Annotated in this window: 15 protein-coding genes; 6 read left to right on the top strand and 9 right to left on the bottom strand. The window is 63.7% G+C overall.

Features of this window, described 5'->3' with window-relative positions; genetic code table 11:
* The first annotated feature begins 29 nt into the window (after positions 1-29).
* Both DIE21_RS14555 and DIE21_RS14550 read left to right on the top strand, forming a co-directional pair.
* Positions 30-1,082: a glycosyltransferase family 4 protein gene (locus tag DIE21_RS14555; RefSeq protein WP_124498351.1), complete on the top strand. Its 1,053-nt coding sequence runs from the start codon at positions 30-32 to the stop codon at positions 1,080-1,082.
* Entirely contained in the window at positions 1,075-2,244 is a 1,170-nt protein-coding gene (locus tag DIE21_RS14550; protein WP_260432489.1) for an MFS transporter, read from the top strand. The genes DIE21_RS14555 and DIE21_RS14550 overlap by 8 nt, the downstream gene beginning before the upstream one ends.
* A gap of 55 nt (positions 2,245-2,299) precedes the next feature.
* Here DIE21_RS14550 and DIE21_RS14545 read toward each other — a convergent pair whose 3' ends face one another.
* From DIE21_RS14545 to DIE21_RS14530, 4 genes are all read right to left on the bottom strand, one after another.
* A complete protein-coding gene (locus DIE21_RS14545) occupies positions 2,300-3,448 on the bottom strand; it encodes a branched-chain amino acid ABC transporter substrate-binding protein (RefSeq protein ID WP_124498349.1) in 1,149 nt (382 codons plus the stop codon).
* A gap of 100 nt (positions 3,449-3,548) precedes the next feature.
* The gene (locus DIE21_RS14540; RefSeq protein ID WP_124498348.1) at positions 3,549-4,676 is read right to left on the bottom strand and encodes a porin; all 1,128 of its coding nucleotides are present in this window, start codon (positions 4,674-4,676) and stop codon (positions 3,549-3,551) included.
* A gap of 197 nt (positions 4,677-4,873) precedes the next feature.
* Positions 4,874-6,253 (bottom strand): cytosine permease, encoded by a 1,380-nt coding sequence (locus DIE21_RS14535; RefSeq protein WP_124498347.1) that lies wholly within the window; start codon positions 6,251-6,253, stop codon positions 4,874-4,876.
* 500 nt (positions 6,254-6,753) lie between these two features.
* Positions 6,754-7,878: a LacI family DNA-binding transcriptional regulator gene (locus tag DIE21_RS14530; RefSeq protein WP_124498346.1), complete on the bottom strand. Its 1,125-nt coding sequence runs from the start codon at positions 7,876-7,878 to the stop codon at positions 6,754-6,756.
* Positions 7,879-8,220: 342 nt separating this feature from the next.
* Here DIE21_RS14530 and DIE21_RS14525 point away from each other — a divergent pair, with 342 nt between their 5' ends.
* The 3 genes from DIE21_RS14525 to DIE21_RS14515 all read left to right on the top strand — a co-directional run bounded on the left by DIE21_RS14525 (position 8,221) and on the right by DIE21_RS14515 (position 11,937).
* Positions 8,221-9,255 carry a proline racemase family protein gene (locus DIE21_RS14525; RefSeq protein WP_124498345.1) on the top strand — a complete coding sequence of 345 codons (1,035 nt, stop codon included), beginning with the start codon at positions 8,221-8,223 and terminating at the stop codon, positions 9,253-9,255.
* Between the two features lie 49 nt (positions 9,256-9,304).
* Positions 9,305-10,798 carry an aldehyde dehydrogenase family protein gene (locus tag DIE21_RS14520; protein ID WP_124498344.1) on the top strand — a complete coding sequence of 498 codons (1,494 nt, stop codon included), beginning with the start codon at positions 9,305-9,307 and terminating at the stop codon, positions 10,796-10,798.
* 101 nt (positions 10,799-10,899) lie between these two features.
* Entirely contained in the window at positions 10,900-11,937 is a 1,038-nt protein-coding gene (locus DIE21_RS14515; protein WP_124498343.1) for a proline racemase family protein, read from the top strand.
* Positions 11,938-12,104: 167 nt separating this feature from the next.
* Here DIE21_RS14515 and DIE21_RS14510 read toward each other — a convergent pair whose 3' ends face one another.
* The 5 genes from DIE21_RS14510 to DIE21_RS14490 all read right to left on the bottom strand — a co-directional run bounded on the left by DIE21_RS14510 (position 12,105) and on the right by DIE21_RS14490 (position 17,910).
* On the bottom strand, positions 12,105-13,388 hold the full coding sequence (locus DIE21_RS14510; protein ID WP_124498342.1) for an MFS transporter: 1,284 nt from the start codon (positions 13,386-13,388) through the stop codon (positions 12,105-12,107).
* Between the two features lie 136 nt (positions 13,389-13,524).
* Positions 13,525-15,180, bottom strand: a complete 1,656-nt coding sequence (locus DIE21_RS14505; protein WP_124498341.1) for a choline dehydrogenase — start codon at positions 15,178-15,180, stop codon at positions 13,525-13,527.
* Positions 15,181-15,405: 225 nt separating this feature from the next.
* On the bottom strand, positions 15,406-16,143 hold the full coding sequence (locus DIE21_RS14500; RefSeq protein WP_124498340.1) for an LrgB family protein: 738 nt from the start codon (positions 16,141-16,143) through the stop codon (positions 15,406-15,408).
* Positions 16,140-16,517, bottom strand: a complete 378-nt coding sequence (locus DIE21_RS14495) for a CidA/LrgA family protein (protein ID WP_124498339.1) — start codon at positions 16,515-16,517, stop codon at positions 16,140-16,142. Before DIE21_RS14495 ends, DIE21_RS14500 begins: the two co-directional genes overlap by 4 nt.
* A 430-nt stretch (positions 16,518-16,947) precedes the next feature.
* The gene (locus DIE21_RS14490; RefSeq protein WP_124498338.1) at positions 16,948-17,910 is read right to left on the bottom strand and encodes a PDR/VanB family oxidoreductase; all 963 of its coding nucleotides are present in this window, start codon (positions 17,908-17,910) and stop codon (positions 16,948-16,950) included.
* Positions 17,911-18,425: 515 nt separating this feature from the next.
* On the opposite strand from DIE21_RS14490, the gene DIE21_RS14485 reads away from it, so the two are divergent.
* Complete coding sequence (locus DIE21_RS14485) at positions 18,426-19,475, top strand: aromatic ring-hydroxylating dioxygenase subunit alpha (protein WP_221622378.1); 1,050 nt, start codon at positions 18,426-18,428, stop codon at positions 19,473-19,475.
* Positions 19,476-19,515 lie beyond the last annotated feature (40 nt).

Raw genomic sequence — 19,515 nt, 5'->3', positions numbered from 1 at the left:
TTTTATTGAACTCGAGTTTCGCCATCATCATGCGCATTGCACAGATTGCCCCCCTTCATGAAGCCGTTCCGCCAAAGCTTTACGGCGGCACCGAACGCGTCGTTTCCTATCTGACGGATGCACTGGTCCAGCTCGGTCACGACGTGACGCTGTTTGCAAGTGGCGACTCGATCACGGATGCGACGCTGCGTGCGTGCTGGCCGACCGCGCTGCGTCTGGATCCGACGATCCGCGACCCGATCGCGCCGCATTTCCTGATGCTGGAACAGGTGAGGGCCGTCGCCCATGAATTCGACATCCTTCATTTCCATCTGGACTATCTGCCGTTTTCGCTGTTCGGCGATCTCGGCGTCCCGTTCGTGACGACGCTGCATGGCCGGCTCGACCTGCCGGAAATCCATCCGGTGTTCGCGCAACATCCCGATACGCGGCTCGTTTCGATCTCCGACGCGCAGCGTCTGCCGATGCCGCACGCCGGGTGGACCGCGACCGTCCAGCACGGGCTGCCGAACCGGCTGCTGACCCCGCACGCCGATGGCGACGGCGACTATCTCGCGTTCCTCGGACGCATCTGTCCGGAAAAGGGTGTCGATGCGGCGATCCGCATCGCCACGGAAGCCGGCTTGCCGCTGAAGATCGCGGCGAAGGTCGACAAGGCCGACGCCGCATACTTCGAACGCGAGATCGCGCCGTTGCTGGAGCAGGCGAACGTGGAGTTCATCGGCGAGATCAACGAACGGCAGAAGCCCGAATTCCTGTCCAATGCCCGCGCGATGCTGTTGCCGATCGACTGGCCCGAGCCGTTCGGGCTGGTGATGATCGAGGCGATGGCGTGCGGAACGCCGACGATCGCGTTCCGTCGCGGCTCGGTTCCCGAAGTCATCGACGACGGCGTGACGGGCTACGTCGTCGACACGGTCGCTCAGGCCGTCGATGCGGTCGAGCGGTCGAAGACGCTGTCGCGAAGCGCCATTCGCCGGGTATTCGAGCAGCGTTTCGATGCGCGGCGCATGGCGAACGACTATGTCGACGTGTATCGCGAGATCATCGGTGCCCGCGTTCCCGAGGTGCATCTTGTATAACGCCGGCGACGCGGAGCCGGCCGCGGCGGCCAGCCGGAAAGCGGCTGCCGGGAACGGCATCGCGGCGACCCGGGCCGCATTCTTCGTCGCGGGCATGAGTGTCGCCGCATGGGCACCGCTCGTGCCGTATGCGAAGGATCGGCTCGGCGTGGACGACGCGAAGCTCGGGTTCCTGCTGCTGTGCCTCGGGATCGGGTCGATCGGATGCATGCCGTTGTGCCAGCGCCTGGTGGGGCGCTTCGGCTGCCGGCGCATGGTCGCCGCGGGCACCGCGATGATCGCGATCGCATTGCCGCTGCTTGCGCTGATGCCCACGATGGGCGCGATGGCGGCCGCACTGCTGCTGTTCGGCGCCGGCATGGGGATGATCGACGTCACGATGAACATTCACGCGATGCTGGTCGAGCGCGATACGGGGCGGCGCCTGATGTCGGGGTTTCATGGCCTGTTCAGTGTCGGCGGCATCGCGGGCTCGATGGCCGGCGGCGCGCTGCTGTCGGCGGGCGCGCCGCCGCTTGCCGTGTCGCTCGCCGTGTCCGCGGTGGCGGTCGCATTGATCGCGTTCTACGGCCGACATCTGAGGCCGGATGCGGGCGGCGGCGGCGGCACGCGGTTCGTCTTGCCGCAGGGCATCGTCGCCGTGATGGGCGCGATCGCACTCTGTGTGTTCCTGGTCGAGGGTGCGATGCTCGACTGGAGCGCGCTGTTCCTGACGACCGTCAAGCAGTACGAGCAGGTGCGCGCAGGATTCGGCTACACCGTATTCGCCATTGCGATGACGAGTGGCCGGCTGCTCGGCGACGGCCTCGCTCACCGGTTCGGCGCACAAGCGATGATCGTGGCGGGCGGAATCCTCGGCGCACTGGGGCTCGTCGTTGCCATCGTCGCGCCGTCGGGCATTGGTGCGATCGTCGGTTTCGGACTCACCGGCATTGGCTGCGCGAACATCGTGCCGCTGCTGTTCGCCGCGGCCGGCCGTCAGCGCGCGATGGAACCGTCCGCCGCGATCACCGCGCTCACGACGCTCGGTTATGGCGGCAACCTGGCGGGACCGGCGGCTGTCGGGTTTTTCGCGCATGCGCTGGGACTGGCCGCATCGTTCGCATTGCTCGCCGCGCTGCTGTTGGCGGCCGGCATCGCCGGGCTGAAAGTGGCACGTTGATCAGTCGAACCGCGGTCGCGGTCGACGCCGCGCCGAAAGATCGGCGCGGTTTCGCTCACATGCGAACCGTCTCGACCGGAACGAGTTTCCCGCTCTTGACCGTATAGAGCGTGACCACCGGATCCTTGATATCGCCGCGATCGCTATAGGCAAACCGGCCGGTGACGCCGACATAGTCTGCCTTCGGCAATGCGGCGAGCACGGCGGCATGGTCGATCGACCCGCTGCGCCGCATCGCGTCCGCGACCAGGTAGACCGCGTCGTAGAAGAACGGCGCGAGGAACTTCACCGGCATGCCGTAGCGCGCTTCATACGCGTGCTCGAAAGCGGCGCCGCGCGGAAGCTTTTCGAGCGGCGTGCCGACACTCGAGCACACGACGGTTTCCGCGGCCTTGTCCGCGAGGCTGATCATCGTCGGCGTACAGATGCCGTCGCCGCCGAGAATCGGCAGCGCGAGGCCGAGCGTGCGCGCCTGCTTCGCAAGCGGGCCGGCCGTGGCGTCCATGCCGCCGAACATGATCGCGTCGGCCCGTTCCGACTTGATGCGGGTCAGCACCGCGCGAAAGTCGATCGACTTGTCGCTGACGGTTTCGCGGCTCACGATCTGCAGGCCGAGTGCCTTGGCCTTTTTCGAGAACTCGTCGGCGAGCCCCTGACCGAAGGCGCTGGCGTCGTCCACGACGACGACGCGTCGCGCATGCAGTCGCCCGGCCGCATACTGCGCGAGCGCCGGTCCCTGGCTTGCGTCGGTCGCCGTCAGTCTGAAGGATGTCTTGTAGCCCTGCGCGGTGTACGCGGGATTCGACGCACTCGACAGCAGCGCAATCTGCGCGTTGTGGTACACGCGCGACGCGGGAATGGCGACGCCGGAGTTCATGTGGCCGACGACCGCGACGACACCGAGGTCGACGAGTTGTTGCGCGACGACGGTTCCCGTGCGCGGATCGCCCGCATCGTCCTCCGACACGAGTTCGAGGCGCACGGGTTTTCCGCCGACCTTGAGTCCCTTCGCGTTGATCTCTTCCACCGCGAGGCGGGCGCCGTTTTCATTGTCCTTGCCGAGATGCGCCTGCGCACCCGTGAGCGGCGATGCGAAGCCGAGCTTCACGACGGTCGCCGCTGCGCCCGGTTCCTGGGCATGAGCGGGCGAGGTGAGGCAGGCTGTCGTGATCAGTGTCACGTACATGGCTACGATTCTGTTCATGTCGTTCCTGCGAGTCTGGTTCATGGGCGGTGTGGCGCGTACGCGGCCGCGTCGCGCCCGGACGCATCCAGGCGCGACGCGGCCGCACGTGCGGAAACGATCAGAACTTGTGGCGCATGCCGACGATACCGATGATCTGCGAACTGGCGCCCGCGTCGATGTCGTACGAGCCGATCACGGCTTGCGCGGCGCCGAGCCCGTTCTGTCCGCTGGCGTGGGTGTACCCGACCGTCGCATAGACGTCCGTGCGCTTGCTCAGCAGGTAGTCGACGCCGAGGTTGACCTGATGATACTTCGCGGACGAATCGCCGTTCGACTTCGTGTAGTTGTAGCCGGCGACCGCGACAAAGACCGGCGACACCTGCCAGTTCGCGAACACGGAACCATTGTGGTATTTCTCGGACCGGCTGAAGGTCGACGACGCGTCCGGCGAATACTCGGAAAAGCTGTAGGCCGCACCTACCGTCACCGGACCGATCGCATACTGGCCGCCGGCGCGCGCGATGCTGACCGAGCGAGCCGATGCGTACGCGGCGTTGACCGAGCTGTTGAAGAAGGTGTCGGCCGACGAAACGCCGCGTGTCGATGCGGTTGCATTGCCGTTGTCGACGTGGAGGTAACCCGCGCCGAGAGACAGCGGCCCTTGGCTGTAACCGATCGCAGCGGAATAGGTTTGCCCCGAACCGGCAGAGCCCGCGATACCGCCGAACCCGTACATCGCCGACAGCGTGAATCCGCCCCACACGGGGCTCGTCCATTTCACCGAGTTATTGAAGCGAACGCTGCTGTCGTAGTTGTCGACGTCGCCCGGCGTCGCGAAGAAGCCGCTGTACGCATCGGCCGTGTACGGCTGCAGCAGGTCGCTGACCGGATCGTATTGGCGGCCGAATGTCACCGAGCCGAACTGGGCACTGGTCAGGCCGACGAATGCCTGCCGGCCGAACATCCGGCTACCCTGCTGGAGCTGGCCGGTACCTGCGTCGAAACCGTTTTCCAGCGTGAAGACGGCGCTCAGGCCGCCGCCGAGGTCTTCCGTGCCTTTCAGGCCCCACTGGCTCCCGGAGAGATTGCCGGAGGACATCTTCCATTGCGAATGCTGGCCGCCGCTGTTGTGGACGTAGGCGATGCCTGTATCGACGATGCCGAAAAGCGTAACGGAGCTCTGCGCGCTGGCTGCAGCGGAGAGCGTGCAGAGTGCCGCGGCCGCGATCAGGTGGATTTTGTTCATTGTCTCACTCACGTTCTGGTGTTGCCGTGGAAAATCGCAGGTCACGCTACGACGATCATTTATTCGTATACCTAATGATCTATCGAAAAAAATGTAATCAGGGAAGCGCGAACCTGCTGGAAATCGATGCAATACACCCTGGATGAAGGGCGCGCGATGGCGCACCCCGATTCAGGTCGATGTTGCTTGACGGCCCTTCACTGCACAGCCGAAGCGCGATTCGGAACCAGCGACAGGCCGCGATTGCGGTTGACGAAGTAGTAGAGCGCACCCGGCACGAGCAGGCTCGGGATCCAGCTGACGTCGGCACCGATGAGGCGTGCAAAGTAGCTGTGATAGAAGGACATGTCCATGAACGGAACCTGCACGGCGACCGCCACGATGAAGATCACGAGCGTGCTGATGTTGTACTTGCCGTAGATGCCGTCCTCGTTGTACATGTCGGGCACGCTGTATTGGCCCTTGCGAATCAGGTAGTAGTCGACGAGGTTGATCGAGCTCCACGGCACCAGCACGTAGATCTGCGCGACGAGAATGTCGGAGAAGTAGTCGTTGAAGTGATATTGCGTGCCGATCGCGATGACCGTCGCAATGACGGCGATGAGCGCCATGATCACGAACTTCATCGACTTGCTGACGCGTGCCATGCCCTTGAAGCCGGTGAAGATCGTCGTCGTCGACATGTACGCGCTGTACAGGTTGAGCACGTTGATTTCGAGCACGCCGAGCACGATGATCACGAGTGCCGGACGCCCCCAACCCCCGAACAGGCTGGCGAGCCCCGTGCCCGGATCCTTCGTGACGTCGGCGATGCCGGCAGCGAGTACGGCGCCGAGAATCATCACGAGCGTCGAGCCGAGCGCGTTGCCGATATAGCTGTACCAGAACGTCTGCTTCGTGGAGATGTTCTTCGGCAGATAGCGCGAATAGTCGGCGACATACGGACCGAAGCCGAGCGTCCAGGACGCCGCCTGTGCGACCACCAGCATGAACGCGCTGTTGATGTAGCCGTGACTCGCGGCGGCGGTAGCGGCATGCGGCGGCAGCGGATGCTGGTACACGAGGAATGCGGCCGCCGCGAAGATCAGCCCCGAGAGTGCGGACATGTAGGCACCCATCCGGTGGATCAGCTCGTAGCCGATGTAGCTGATGATCAGCGTCAGCACGCCGAAGAGGATGATCGCCTCGTTGTCGCTCATCGGGTAGATCGCCTTGATCGAGTCGCGCATCACGACACCGTTGGCGGCCGTGAACAGCACGTACGACACGACGACGATGAACAGCGGGATGCCGGCGCCGAGGACGCCGAACTGGGCGCGGCTCTGGATCATCTGCGGAATGCCGAGGTGAGGTCCTTGCGCCGAGTGGCCGGCCATGAAAACCGTGCCGATGAGGTTGCCGAGGATCAGGCCGACGATGGTCCAGAACACGCTCAGTCCGGCCGCGACGCCAAGCGTGCCGACCACGAGCGTCGTGACCTGCATGTTGGCGCTGAACCAGATGGTAAAGAGCCGGCTCGGTTTCCCATAGCGTTCATTCTCCGGAATGAACTCAATGCTTCTGTTTTCGATGTCCATCGCTTCCTCACAGGGGGTAAAGGTTGCTCCGTGGAGTCCGGACCGCTGGGTCCTGCTCCTCGGGCGTTCGACGCTTCGATGACGTCCGGCCGGGCCGTCGATCGTGTTGTGGCTTGGTCCGTAATGTAATCCTTTACATCCGTAGATCAATGCGGGTCTTCCCTATTTGGAGTAGCGCAGTCGTTGGCAATGCCTTGTCTGAGCTGAATCAGGCGCGCTTCATCGGGTTGTCGGAAGCGGCGAAACATCCGTCGGGAGACGGTGAATTTCTCGGCGGGTAAGTAAAGGATTACAGCGAACTAAGCAGGAGGCGTGCCAGAAGACGAGCGCGCCCGCCCCGGATGAATGCCAGGAGGGTTCGGCGGGGTGGGGAGTGGAGGCGGGTGGCTCGATGGGGCGGCAACCATGCAGCAATTTGATGCGTCGCGCAGCACCGTGGTGCGCGCGATTCCCCCGAAAGAAGCGGAAGCAAGACGGGTGAGGCGTGCTCCCGGGCGAGTCTAGTGGGTGCGCGTCGCGGTGCTGTCGGCCAGTTCGCGGCGCGCGGTGCTGGTGGATTCCCGCACCACGAGATTCGTTTCGAGGCGGATCGGCATGATCTTGCGCTGATCCACGAGCGAGCCGATCAACGCTTGTGCGGCGTGCTCGCCCATGTCTCGCGCCGGCACCGAGATGGTCGTGAGTGCCGGCGCGAATACGGTCGCGTAGTCGTCGTTGTCGAACCCCGAGATCGAAAGATCCTCGGGCACGCGCACGCCCATTCGACGGCACTCGGCAATGGCGCTCAACGCGAACGTGTCGCTGTTGCAGACGACCGCGGTGGTTTCCGGATATTCGCCGATGATCTGGCGCATCGCCTCGGCGCCGCGGAAGACTGCGGACCCGTAGCTTTTCTCGATGACGTGGCATCCGTCGGTAATGCCGTGGGCGGCCAGCGTTTCCTCGAATGCCTGGATGCGCGATTGCTGCCTGTCGTTGCCATGAATGGGGCCGGCGATCATGACCATGCGGCGGTGCCCGAGCCTGATCAGGAATTCCACCATCTGCTTTGTCGCACTGTAGTTGTCGAATCCGATCGACGGGAAGTGCTCATCGGCCGTATACGAATAAGTCGTCACGCACGGAATCTGTTTCTCGAGCAGATAGGTTCGAAGCGCCGGATCGTCGACCCGGCCGACCATCAGCAGCGCTTCCGCGCCGCGCTCGACGAGTGCGCGCACCTTGTCGAACATCCGCGTATTGTCGAAACCCGTTGTCAGCACGAATACGCTGTAACCGGCCGCGGTGATGCGTTCCTCGAAGCCGTCGACAAGGCGGGCGAAAAACGAGTAGTCGAGCGTCGGAATCACGGCACCGATGATGTGCGTTTTCTGCAGTCGCAGTGCCTTGGCCGATGGATTGGGCGTGTAGCCCATCTTTCGCGCGATGGAGATGACCTTCTCGCGGGCTTCCTCGCGCACGAGATGGGGGAGGTTGAACGCACGCGACACGGTCGCGACGGACACGCCCGCCGCCTTGGCGACGTCCGTGACATTGACCTTCTGGGTCCGCTGTTTCGCTGGTTTGTTCATGTGAATGCGCTCGAAATGGAGAAGTAGGTCGCGAGCGAGCCCGCAGATGCGCATTGCGGCAAATTTTCGGATCGGATTAGAAAACGATTACTTTCCGATAGGGTGGCGGACCCACGCCGGCATCCTGCGACTCGTCAAATAATTTCATTGATATCAGTGACTTACGATGGGGGCTCTGGGCCGGATGCGGCCGATCGACGACTTTCCACCACACGTATCACTGTGACGCTGCTATGATACACCTCGAAGATGAGATTTTTCTGAAAAAACGCAGGTTTTCTGTAAAATCTCGATGTGCGTTCGGGCTGGGTCAATGCCACGGGTGCGCGTGGTGAGCGAACGGAGACAGTGTGCGATTCGAGATGTAATTGATTACATTTCGGCTGGGGACAGCAGATGCGGTGGAAGAACTACTATCAGGTCGTGAACTGCCACGCGGAGGGCGAGGTCGGCAAGGTGCTGACCGGTGGGGTGGTGGACGTCCCGGGCGAGACGATGTTCGACAAGCGCGAGTATCTGCGGCTCCACCGGGACGACATCCGGCGTCTTTGCCTGTCCGAGCCGCGCGGCTCCGTGATCGACAGCATCAACATCGTGCTGCCGTCCGCGCACCCGGATACCCGCGTCGGGTTTGTGACCGCCGGCGCGACTGACTATCCGGCGATGTCGGGATCCAACCTGATGTGCGTCGCGACCGTGCTGCTCGAGACCGGGATGGTTCCGATGCAGGAGCCCGAGACCCGGTTCATTCTCGAGGCGCCGGCCGGGGCCGTCCAGGTGACCTGCCAGTGTTCCGGCGGCAAGGTGACACGTGTGCGCTTCGTCAATCAACCGGCGTTCGTTTTTTACGAACAGCAGGAAATCCACGTCCCGGGCTTCGGCGCGTTGCCCGTCGACATCTCGTACGGCGGCGAAACGTTCGTGCAGATCGACGCGGAAATGCTGGGCCTGCGGCTGGAAGCCGACGAGGCGAAGGAGCTGAGCGAACTGGGCGAGCTGATCAAGCGTGCCGCCAGTCTGCAACTGCAGGCCATCCACCCGATGAATACCGCGCTGACGGGTATCACGCAGGCCCAGTTCATGGGCGCGCTGACGCGGACCGACCGCGGTATCCGCTCGCGCAATGCGGTGATCGTCTCGCCGGGACGGCTCGACCGGTCTCCCGGCGGGACGGCAACGTCCGCGCGTCTCGCGCTGTTGCACCGGCGCAAGCAGATCGCGCCCGGAGAGACCCTGATTCACGAGTCGATCATCGGTACGTGCTTCGAAGGCGCGATCGAGCGGCAAACCCAGGAAGGTCCTTATCCCGCGGTCATTACAAGCGTTGCCGGGCAGGCATGGATCACCGGTATGCACCAGGTTTGCCTGGATGCGACCGATCCGCTGGCGTCTGGCTACACACTCTCGGACACGTGGCCTCAGATGGTCTGAGCCATGCGTTTTCTTTGTTTTTTGTGGTAATCGATTACAGGAGTCGAGCATGACACGTCGTTACGATCTTTGGATTGATGGTCAATGGCAAGCCGCGAGTACGCCGGAATCCGTCGCACGGTACTCGCCTGCGCATGGCGACAAACTCGCCGAATATGCGGCCGGCAGCGTGGCGGACCTCGATCGGGCGGTGGGTGCGGCGCGCGCGCGCTTCGACGATCAGTCGTGGTCGCGGTTGCCGGGCGCGACCCGCGCGGCGCTGTTGAACGCGTGGGCGGCGCTGATCGAACGCGATGCGGAAAAACTCGCCCGCATCGAGGCTGAAGAGGTCGGCAAGCCGATCCGGTTCGCGCGCGCGGAGGTTGCGGCATCGGTCGATCTGACGCGCTATGCGGCATCGCTCGCATGGCAACTGGGTGGCGACGCGTTCAGCAATCTCGGGGCAGACAAGCTCGGTCTCGTCACACGCGAAGCGCGTGGTGTGGTGGGGATGATCGTGCCGTGGAACTTCCCGCTGGTCACGTTGTTCCAGAAGCTCCCGTTCGCGCTGGCGGCCGGCTGCACGACCGTCATCAAGCCTTCGGAACTCACGTCCGGCACGGCGCTCGAAGTGGCGGCGCTCGCGACGGAAGCCGGCATTCCGGGCGGCGTGATCAACGTCGTGACCGGCACGGGCCCGATCGTCGGCGAGGCGATGTCGAAGCACGCCGGTGTCGACATGGTGTCGTTTACGGGTTCGACGCTGGTCGGCAAGCAGATCGCGCGCAATGCGGCGGAAACGGTCAAGCATGTCGCGCTCGAGCTCGGCGGCAAGGCGGCGAACGTCGTGTTTGCGGACGCCGATCTTGATGCGGCACTGGACGGCGTGCTGTTCGGCACGATCCTCAACCAGGGCGAAGAGTGCGTTGCGGGTACGCGGTTGCTGATCGAAGAATCGGTCGCAGACGCGTTTGTCGGCAAGCTGGTCGAACGCGCGAAGCGGGTGGTCGTCGGCTTGCCGCTCGATGATCGGACCGATATCGGTGCGCTGATCCACGAACAGCACCTGAACAAGGTGCTCGACTATATTCGGATCGGGAAGGAAGAAGGCGCGACGCTTGCGGTCGGTGGCGAACGCGTGACGGGGAACGGCCTCGACAAGGGCTTTTTCGTCGGCACCACGATCTTCACCGGCGTCACGCCGGAGATGCGGATTTTCCGCGAGGAGATCTTCGGGCCGGTGCTGACGGTCACGACGTTCAAGGATGCGGACGAAGCGGTGCGGCTTGCCAACGATACGAACTACGGTCTGGGCAACGGGCTGTGGACCAAGGATATCGACAAGGCCATCACGGTGTCCCAGCAACTGCGCAGCGGCACCGTATTCGTGAATACCTACCTGGAGTCCGCGCCGCAGATGCCGTTCGGCGGCTTCAAGGAAAGCGGGGTGGGGCGCGAGAACGGGCTGGACGGGCTGCTCGAGTACACGGAGGTCAAATCGACCTTCATCAAGCTTGGCAAGCGCGCGCCGGCCTTGCCCGCGACGGTCGTCGACGCGGGCTGACGGGCGGGGTTCGCCGGCTTCGCCGCGCCGATGCGGCGGCCGGCAGCAGGTACGATCGGGCCGGCTCGGGTGGCGAGCCGGCCCCAGCACAGAGCGAGAAAATGAAACTGAAGCGAATGGTCAACGTGGTCGGCGTCCATACCGGCGGCGAGCGCAACGACGTCATCACCGGCGGCGTGCTCGACGTGCCCGGCAACACGATGTTCGAAAAAATGCGCCATCTCGAGACGCAAGCGGACGATCTGCGCAAATTTCTCCTGCACGAGCCGCGCGGCAGCGTCACGCAATGCGTGAACCTGGTCCTGCCGCCGTGCGATCCGGAAGCGGACGCGGGTTTCGTGATCATGGAGGCCGAATACTATGTGCCGATGTCGGGCAGCAACACGATCTGTACGGTTACCGCGTTGCTCGAGACCGGGATGATCCCGATGCAGGAGCCGTACACCGATGTCACGCTCGAAGCGCCGGGCGGCCTCGTGCGCGTGCGCGCCGAATGTCGCGACGGCAAATGCGTGAACGTGCGGTTCTCGAACGTGCCGTGTTTCGTGTTCGGCCTCGACTTGCCCGTCGACGTGCCCGGTCTCGGCACGCTGAAGGTCGACGTGGCGTACGGCGGGATGATCTACGTGCTCGTCGATGCGACGGCCGTCGGCTTCGCGATCGAGCCCGACGAGGCGGGACGGATGGTGGAAATCGGTGAACGGATCAAGGCTGCAGCCGCTGAGCAAATCCCCGCCGTGCACCCCGAGAATCCCGGGATTCACACGATCAACCAGACGCTCTTCGCCGGCCCGCTCCAGCGCGGCGCCGATGGCGGATTGCGCGCGAAGAACAGCGTGATCGTATCGCCGGGCCGCGTCGATCGTTCGCCGTGCGGAACAGGCACCAGCGCGCGCCTCGCCGTCATGCATGCGCGCGGGCAGATTCAGCCGGGCGAGCGTTTCGTGCACGAATCGATCCTCGGAACGGAATTCGTCGGCGAGATCGCCGAGACGCTGTCGATCGGCGGCAAGCCGGGCGTTCGCCCGATGATCACCGGTAGCGCATGGATCACCGGGTACCACCAGTACGTGCTCGACGCGAGCGATCCGCTGCCGACCGGTTATACGCTGAGCGATCTGTGGAGAAAGCCTGCGTGATCTTTCACGCGCGCATGCAGCGCCCGGGCTTTTGCCCGGGTTCGCGTGCTGCCGGCGTCGCCATGATGCGGCTCCGGGAAGTCCTGCCGCCGTAGAGCGTCACGACACCGCTCTACGGCTCGCGGCCGGTGCCGCGTGCAGCCGACCGCACGACCGCACGACCGATGTCAGTCCCGGTCCTTGATCCGGATGCCGAACGCGAAGACCCCGGCGGCCGCGATCGCGAGGCACGCACTGATGAGCAGGCCGTTTGCGAACGAATGCGTACGATCGACGATCACGCCGGTGATGACGGGCGCTGCCGATCCGCCAAGATATCCGCCGAACGTCAGTACGCTGCCCATCGTGGCAACCATCCGGCTCGGCACCATCACGCCGACGATGGCCCAGGTGCCGACGTTCGCGAAGTAAATCGAGAACAGCGCACCCGAGATCGCGGCGACCGCGAGTGCCGGCGTGTGTGCTGCCGCGGCGGCGGCCGTCAACATCGCGGCGACCACGAGGCCGATGCACGTCGGGATCTTGCGGCTGAGCGATACGCCGTATCCCTTGCGGGTCAGGAAGTCGATGAAGGTGCCGCAGCTCAACTGGCCGAGCGTGCCGGCTGCATACGGAATGGCCGCCAGCCATCCGGTCCTGGCGATGCTCACGTGCTGTTCATGCTCGAGGTAGGCCGGCAGCCATGACACATACAGCCAGATCATGTAGATCACGCCGGCCGAGCCGAGCATCATCGCGATCGTGTTGCGCTGGACCAGCAATGCGCGCCATTCGGCGAACCCCGGGCGCGATGCGTGGGCCTGTTCATCTTCTTCTGCCGCGCCGCTCGTCCCTCGGTCGGACGTGCTGTTCCGGTAGACGGCAAACCACATGAGCGCCAGCACGATACCCAGCACGCCCAGCGTCGCGAACATCATCCGCCAGCCGACCGCGATCAGCAGCAGCGTCAGCAGCGGCGGTGCAAGCGCGGGTGCGACGGTTCCGGCGATCAGGAACAGGCTGGTCGGCCCGCCGCGCTTTTCCGCGGGAAACCATTCGCTGACGATCTTCGCGCATGCGGGATAGTGCGGTGATTCACCGACACCGAGCCACGCACGCCCGAACAGCAACTGCTGGAAGGTCTGCACGAAGCCGCACGCGAGCTGCGCAGTCGACCAGAACAATAGACCGAGTCCGAACACGATCCGTGCGCCGAAGCGATCCAGAATCAATCCGATCGGCAGTTGGGAAAACGCGTACACGATCGAGAACGACGACATGAGCATGCCCATTTGTGCGGCCGAGAGCCGCAGTTCGGACGCAACAAGATGGTTTGCAACCGATAGTGCACTGCGATCGAGGTTGTTGATCAGCCCTGCCCCGATCAGGAATGCAATCGCGACCTTTGCGCCGCGGCGGCGCGTGTCGCGATCGTCAGGCCGTACGATTTCGGGTCGCGTGGAAAGGTTCATCGTGTGTCCAGGACGTTCTGGTGGTGACCGGTCCGGTGCTGACCGGTCCAAAAAAAGGCCGTGAACGACTGTCGCGTTCACGGCCTGAAGACCGCGCGATCTGCCCTGTCGGAGGTAATCGCGGGACAAGCGGGGTCTAGGCCGCTTTGTAGTATTCGGCCTTGCTCGCCGGCGGCTCCGAGCGGCCGCGAATATGGTCGGCGATCTTTTCGGCCATCATGATGACCGGCGCATTGAGGTTGCCACTGACGATCTCCGGCATGATCGACGCGTCGACCACACGCACGTTGTCGACGCCATGCACGCGCCCCTGGGCGTCGACGACGGCATCGTCCCCGGTTCCCATCCGGCACGTGCAGCTCGGGTGGTAGTTCGTTCCGGCCGTCTCGCGCAGATAGGCGAGGATCTGCTCGTCGGTCTGGACGGGCCGGCCAGGCGTGACTTCATCGCCGCGCAGCGGTGCCCATGCCTGCTGCCCGACCACGTTCCGGATTGCGCGCACCGCGGCAACCGCGTCGCGCCGGTCCGTTTCGGTCGTCAGGAAATTGAACACGAATTTCGGCGCGGCCAGCGGATCGGCGCTGTCGATCCATACGCGCCCGCTGCTGGTCGGTCGCATCAGGCTGAAGAAGTACTGGAAGCCGTTCTCGAGCTTCACGTTGCCGTGCTGGAATTCACCGAGCATCGGAATGAATTCGAACTGCACGTTCGGTACCTTGATGTCGTCCTGCGTGCGGATGAACGCGCCCACCTCGAAGAAATTGGTGGCGCCGAGCCCCTTCTTGAACAGCTTCCACTGAACGCCGAGTTTCAGCTTGCCGAACGTCGTCAATTCCCGTGCCGCCGAAACGTTCTGCGTCGCGCGGTACTGGACGGGCGCGGCCAGGTGATCCTTCAGCCCTTGGCCGACGCCGCGCAGGTCCGAAACGACATTGATCGACAGGCGTCGCAGGTCATTGCCATTGCCGATGCCGGACAACATCAGGATCTGCGGCGAATGGATCGCGCCGCCGCAGACGATGGCCTCACGTGAAATGTTGATACGCTTCGTTTCGGAACCGACACGCACCAGCACCGCGACCGCACGCTTGCCCGCGAATTCGAGCTTCAGCACTTGCGCCATGCTCCAGACATGAAGGTTGTCGCGCGGCGGCGCTGCGTGCAGGTACGCGCGCGACGTGCTCCAGCGCAGGCCGCGGTGCACGTTGCGCTGCGTGATGTGAACGCCTTCCTGCCGGTATGCGTTGTGGTCGTCCACGTGGGGCAGCCCCGCCTGTTTGCCGGCTTCGAGAAACGCGCGATACAGCGGATTGTCGGCACGGCAGGTTTCGATGTGCATCGGGCCGTTGCCGCCGCGGTAGTCGTTCGCGCCCTTGTCGAAGGTTTCGGCCTTGCGGAAGTAGGGGAGCACGTCTGCGTAGCTCCATCCCGCGTTGCCCATCGCCTCCCAGTTGTCGTAGTCCCACGGGTTGCCGCGCACCCAGTTCATGCCGTTGATCGACGAGCAGCCGCCCAGCACACGTCCGCGTGCCTCGTAGATCTTCCGGTCGTTCAGGCCCGGCTCGGGCTCGGAGTGCATGTACCAGTTGAACTTGTCGTCCATCAGCGGGAACCCGAGCGCCGCAGGCATCCGGATATAGGTGCTCGTGTCCTTGGGGCCCGCTTCGATGAGCAGCACGCGCGTCCCGGCATCTTCCGCCAGCCGTGCCGCGATGACGCTGCCCGCTGACCCGGACCCGATCACCACGTAGTCGTAGTCGGTGCGGATCGGACGGCGATGAATGTCCTGCATGATGTTTGCCTCCGAAAAATTCTGAAAATGGAACCGGACAGTCCTGGGCGGCTACCGGCTCGTGGGCCTGTCGGCCGCAGCATCTGGACAGCGTGTGTCCCGACTTTGATGCGGATTCTATGCTTGGCAAAAACGAATGTAAAGGATTACATTTTTGGGGTGCATTTCATGTGGAAACCTAGGCCCATGCGATAGCCGGATGGATGGCGAGATGTGCTCCGCAACTCAGTGAAGCCAGCTTGCGACGACGGGCGCGAGTGCCGGAGCGACGATCGCGGTGAGTACGCCGTTCAAACCCATTCCGAGGCCCGCATAGGCGCCCATCGTCGCGTCGACCTGGAAGGCGCGGGCAGTGCCGATTCCATGAGAGGCGACGCCGAGTGCGAATCCGCGCACTTCGGGCGCCGAGATGCGCAGCAGATTCAGCAGCGAACGCGCGGTCACGGCGCCGAAAATGCCGGTGCAGATGACAAGCACGGCAGTGAGCGACGGGATGCCGCCCAGACGCTCGGCGATTGCCATCGCGATCGGCGTGGTCGCCGATTTCGGGGCGAGGGAGGCGAGTGTTTGCTGCGAGGCACCCAATGCGCCGGCGATGACCAGCGCGGAAACGACCGCGGTGGTCGAGCCGGCCGTTAGCGCGCCGAGCAGCGGTAGCGCGGCCTTGCGAAGGTTTGCCCATTGCCGGTAGAGCGGGAGTGCCAAGGCGACAGTGGCGGGGCCAAGCAGGAAGTGAACAAACTGGGCGCCGTCGAAATAGGTTCGATACGACGTCCCGGTCGACGCCAGGATCGTCACGATCAGCGCGATGGAGATCAGTACCGGATTGGCGAGCGGGCTAAATCGCGCCTTCCGGTAGATTGCCTGCGCGCACAGATACGCAATCAGCGTCAGCGTGAGTCCGGCGAGCGGCGACGCCGCGAGATAGACCCAGAGGGCGGACAGCTTTTGGTGAGCGATCACGATGCATTCCCTGCACGGTTGCTGGTGCGTTTCGACATGACGCGCGTCAGATACCGCATCGTCACGGCGGTCACTGCGATTGCAAGCAGCGTGCTGACCGCGAGCGACAGCGCGATGGGTACAAGATCGCCCTTGATTCCGTCGGCGGTCGACATGACGCCCACGCCTGCCGGAACGAAGAGAAGAGACAGGTTTTGCAGCAGGCTGGCGGCGGTCGATTCCAGGGTTGTCGCAAGCGGCGGAAAGACGTGGAGGCTGGCAAGCAGCAGCAGCATGCCAATTACCGGGCCCGGTACCGAGAGATGCAGGAGATATGTCAGACCTTCACCCAGGCATTGAAACGTCAGGAGAATGGCGATGGAAAGGAGTGGCATGCTGGGAAACCGTGCGCGAATGGAACAGAGGGATTGCCGGAGGACGCCGGCCGATCGGCGCTCCATGGACAGGACGCGCCACTCGGCGCTTGATGGCGACCTGGATTATAGCGGGAATGTAATCAATTACATTCACTGGTCAATTTTATGCGCGACGTGGGGACGTCTTGGCGCACGAAAGCGGACGCTGGTTTGTGGAGGGGGCGATTCGTCGTGTTATCCGGGGCAACGATGTTTCGGCAGGCGGCACCTGGGCGACGGGATGAGGTGATCGAACGGGCTTTGCGCGTGCTTGAGGATGACCGGACCCATTGGCATCGAAGGGATCGGTCCGCCGGTGTCCGAGTTCGCCGTATGAACGCCCTAAAGGCGGCAAACAACGTCTACAGCCTCTCCCGTCACCCTGCTCGAATGGACGCGCATTGCAGGTTCAGAGGTCCAGGACGAGTTTCGGGCTTCGAGATCGAGAGCAGCACGGCGTGAACTGGTCTGCGCGAGCCTGTTCCTCGGTGGTCAGGAACAGGTCGCGGTGCTCGGGCGTGCCGTCCAGTATGCGGGTGATGCAAGCGCCGCACACGCCCTGTTCGCAGGATGTGGGGACGCTGATGCCATGAGCGGAGAGTGCGGCGATCACTGTCTGGTCAGCCGCAACCCGGATAACGCGACCTGTCGACGCGATCTCGACGTCGAAGCTACCGTCGCCACTCATGTTCCTGGGCGTCGCCGCGAAATATTCGCGATGCAGGTGTTGTTCCGGCCAGCCTGCGGTTCTTGCGCTATCGAGCGTCCAGTCCATGAACCCCGCGGGTCCGCAGACGTAGAGATGGGCGCTCGAACGACCTCGCTCGAGCAGGGCCGTCAGATCAAGCTTCTGAGACTGGGGCCCGTCGTCGTAATGAAGGTGCACGGAAGCGGCAAACGGAGACGCACGGAGTCGTTCGGTGAAGGCGGCGGAATCGGCTGAACGCGTGCAGTAGTGCAATTCGAACGATCGGCCCAGGCTCGCCAGGTGCTCCGCCATGCACAGCAACGGCGTGACACCGATACCGCCTGCAATCAGCAAACTATGTGGCGCGTCGCACACCAGCGGGAAATGGTTTCTGGGCTCGCTGATTCCGACGATTTGCCCAACCTCAAGTGCATGCATGCCGACCGAGCCGCCACGCGAGTCCGCATTGCGGAGCACGGCAATCTGGTAGCGGTGCGTTTCAGCAGGGTGGTTGCATAGCGAATATTGGCGCACCAGCCCGACGGGCAGATGAACATCGATATGCGCGCCGGCCGAAAACGGAGGAAGCTCGCCGCCGTCGACGGCTACCAGCTCGAGGCTGCAGATGTCGCGGGTTTCCATCACCTTGGCGCCGATGCGCACCGGGCGGGTCACTGTGTTCATGTCAAAGGCTCCTGATTTGTTCTGGTCGGCACCGCCCGGACTAAGGGGGCGAAGCTGGCTTGCCTCGCGCGCGGAACGCCGTCTCGTGAAAGATTGCCTGGCTGGGCGGTTCGCCACGAGCGAGGGTTTCGTTTCTCTATTTTCATGTCGATACGTATCGTATTAAAAAGATATCGACAGCGCCTGCTGTCGTCAACGGAATTTTCCCTTGTCTCGCTGACGAAATCCGGATGGACGCACGCCGTCTGGAAGAATCCGGCATCCTTTCATGGCCGGTCGGTTTGGCGCGGGCATGGCGAACCGGGGGCTTTGTCCGGGCAAACCCGATTGTGCGCGGTATGGACTTCAACTAAAGTGAAACGAGACGCCTCGTTTAGTAATGTGATGATCGCCCATCTCGAACGCCGATCGTGCGGCGGGTTGCGCGAAACGGCGCCGGAGCGGTGTCGGGCGCAGCGGCTACCTGATGCCGAACAGGCAAGACAGACCAGTTTCCAGACAAGGGGTGAGACATCGTGGCAATCGTGAATATCGCGGAAAGCATCGCCGAAACGCGTAACTATCCGTACAACTGCTGGTGGGTTGCCGCGCTTGGCAGCGAAGTGGGGCGCACGTTGCTCGGCCGATGGCTGCTCGATACGCCCGTGGTGCTTTTCCGGCAGGAGGATGGTACGGTCGCCGCGCTGGAAGACCGTTGCCCGCACCGTCAGGCCCCCCTGTCGCTGGGCCGCCTGCGCGGCGACACGATCGAATGCGGGTACCACGGATTCTGCTTCGATTCCGCCGGGCATTGTGTGCGCGTGCCGTCCGCGGACGCCGCGCCTGCTTTTTCGGCAAAGCGGTATCCCGTCCGGGAAGTCGGGCCGTTCGTATGGATCTGGGTCGGCGATCCCGCGATGATAGACGCGACGCCTGCGCCGCCGGAACTGCACTGGACGATCGATTCCTCGTTCGCCACCCGCTCCGGACAGATGGAAATCTCAGCCAATTACATGCTGCTCAAGGAAAACGTGCTGGACCTGACGCACTTTGGCTATGTGCATGCGTCGACCTTTCAGATCGAGGACTGGAAGAACCCCCCGGAGGTGAGCGGCGACGGCGACACCGTCGAATACCGCCAGCGTTTCGTGAACAAGCCGCTCGCGCCGGGTTATGCGATGGCGCTTGGTGTGCCGCCCGGTACGCCCTGGCATCGCGAGCATCGTGGCTCGTTCCTGTCGCCGGCGCTACAGGAGGGGGGTGTCGATTTCGAGGATCCGTCCCGACCGGGGTGTGCGCCGAGCCGCTTTCGCGTCGCGCACGCCACCACGCCGATCGATCAGACCCACATGCTGTATTGCTGGGTTATCGGGCGGGATTTCGCCACCGCATCGGAAGCGATGGACCATCTGGTCGGCGCGATCCGTACCGGCTTCGACGAGGATCGTGCCGTGCTGGAGGCCATCCAGGCGCAGGTGGCCCGTCGTCCTCGCCGCGTGAGCGCGGGCGAGCGTAGCGTCAAGGCCGATGCGGCGGGTATCCAGGCACGCCGCATCGTTGCACGGTGGATGGAGCGCGACGTATAGCCAGCGTACCCGGCGCGCCGTTCGTTTACGAACCTATCGC

It is taken from the genome of Burkholderia sp. Bp9140 (assembly GCF_003853425.1).
Lineage (GTDB): Bacteria > Pseudomonadota > Gammaproteobacteria > Burkholderiales > Burkholderiaceae > Burkholderia.
Note: the sequence above shows the minus strand (reverse complement) of the source record. Positions and strands in the feature narration are given on the sequence as shown.

Coding starts and splice junctions, on each gene's coding strand:
- DIE21_RS14555 (WP_124498351.1), top strand. CDS start 30: ATGCGCATTGCACAGATTGCCCCCCTTCATGAAGCCGTTCCGCCAAAG.
- DIE21_RS14545 (WP_124498349.1), bottom strand. CDS start 3,448: ATGAACAGAATCGTAGCCATGTACGTGACACTGATCACGACAGCCTGC.
- DIE21_RS14540 (WP_124498348.1), bottom strand. CDS start 4,676: ATGAACAAAATCCACCTGATCGCGGCCGCGGCACTCTGCACGCTCTCC.
- DIE21_RS14535 (WP_124498347.1), bottom strand. CDS start 6,253: ATGGACATCGAAAACAGAAGCATTGAGTTCATTCCGGAGAATGAACGC.
- DIE21_RS14530 (WP_124498346.1), bottom strand. CDS start 7,878: ATGCGCATCTGCGGGCTCGCTCGCGACCTACTTCTCCATTTCGAGCGC.
- DIE21_RS14525 (WP_124498345.1), top strand. CDS start 8,221: ATGCGGTGGAAGAACTACTATCAGGTCGTGAACTGCCACGCGGAGGGC.
- DIE21_RS14520 (WP_124498344.1), top strand. CDS start 9,305: ATGACACGTCGTTACGATCTTTGGATTGATGGTCAATGGCAAGCCGCG.
- DIE21_RS14515 (WP_124498343.1), top strand. CDS start 10,900: ATGAAACTGAAGCGAATGGTCAACGTGGTCGGCGTCCATACCGGCGGC.
- DIE21_RS14510 (WP_124498342.1), bottom strand. CDS start 13,388: ATGAACCTTTCCACGCGACCCGAAATCGTACGGCCTGACGATCGCGAC.
- DIE21_RS14505 (WP_124498341.1), bottom strand. CDS start 15,180: ATGCAGGACATTCATCGCCGTCCGATCCGCACCGACTACGACTACGTG.
- DIE21_RS14495 (WP_124498339.1), bottom strand. CDS start 16,517: ATGCCACTCCTTTCCATCGCCATTCTCCTGACGTTTCAATGCCTGGGT.
- DIE21_RS14490 (WP_124498338.1), bottom strand. CDS start 17,910: ATGAACACAGTGACCCGCCCGGTGCGCATCGGCGCCAAGGTGATGGAA.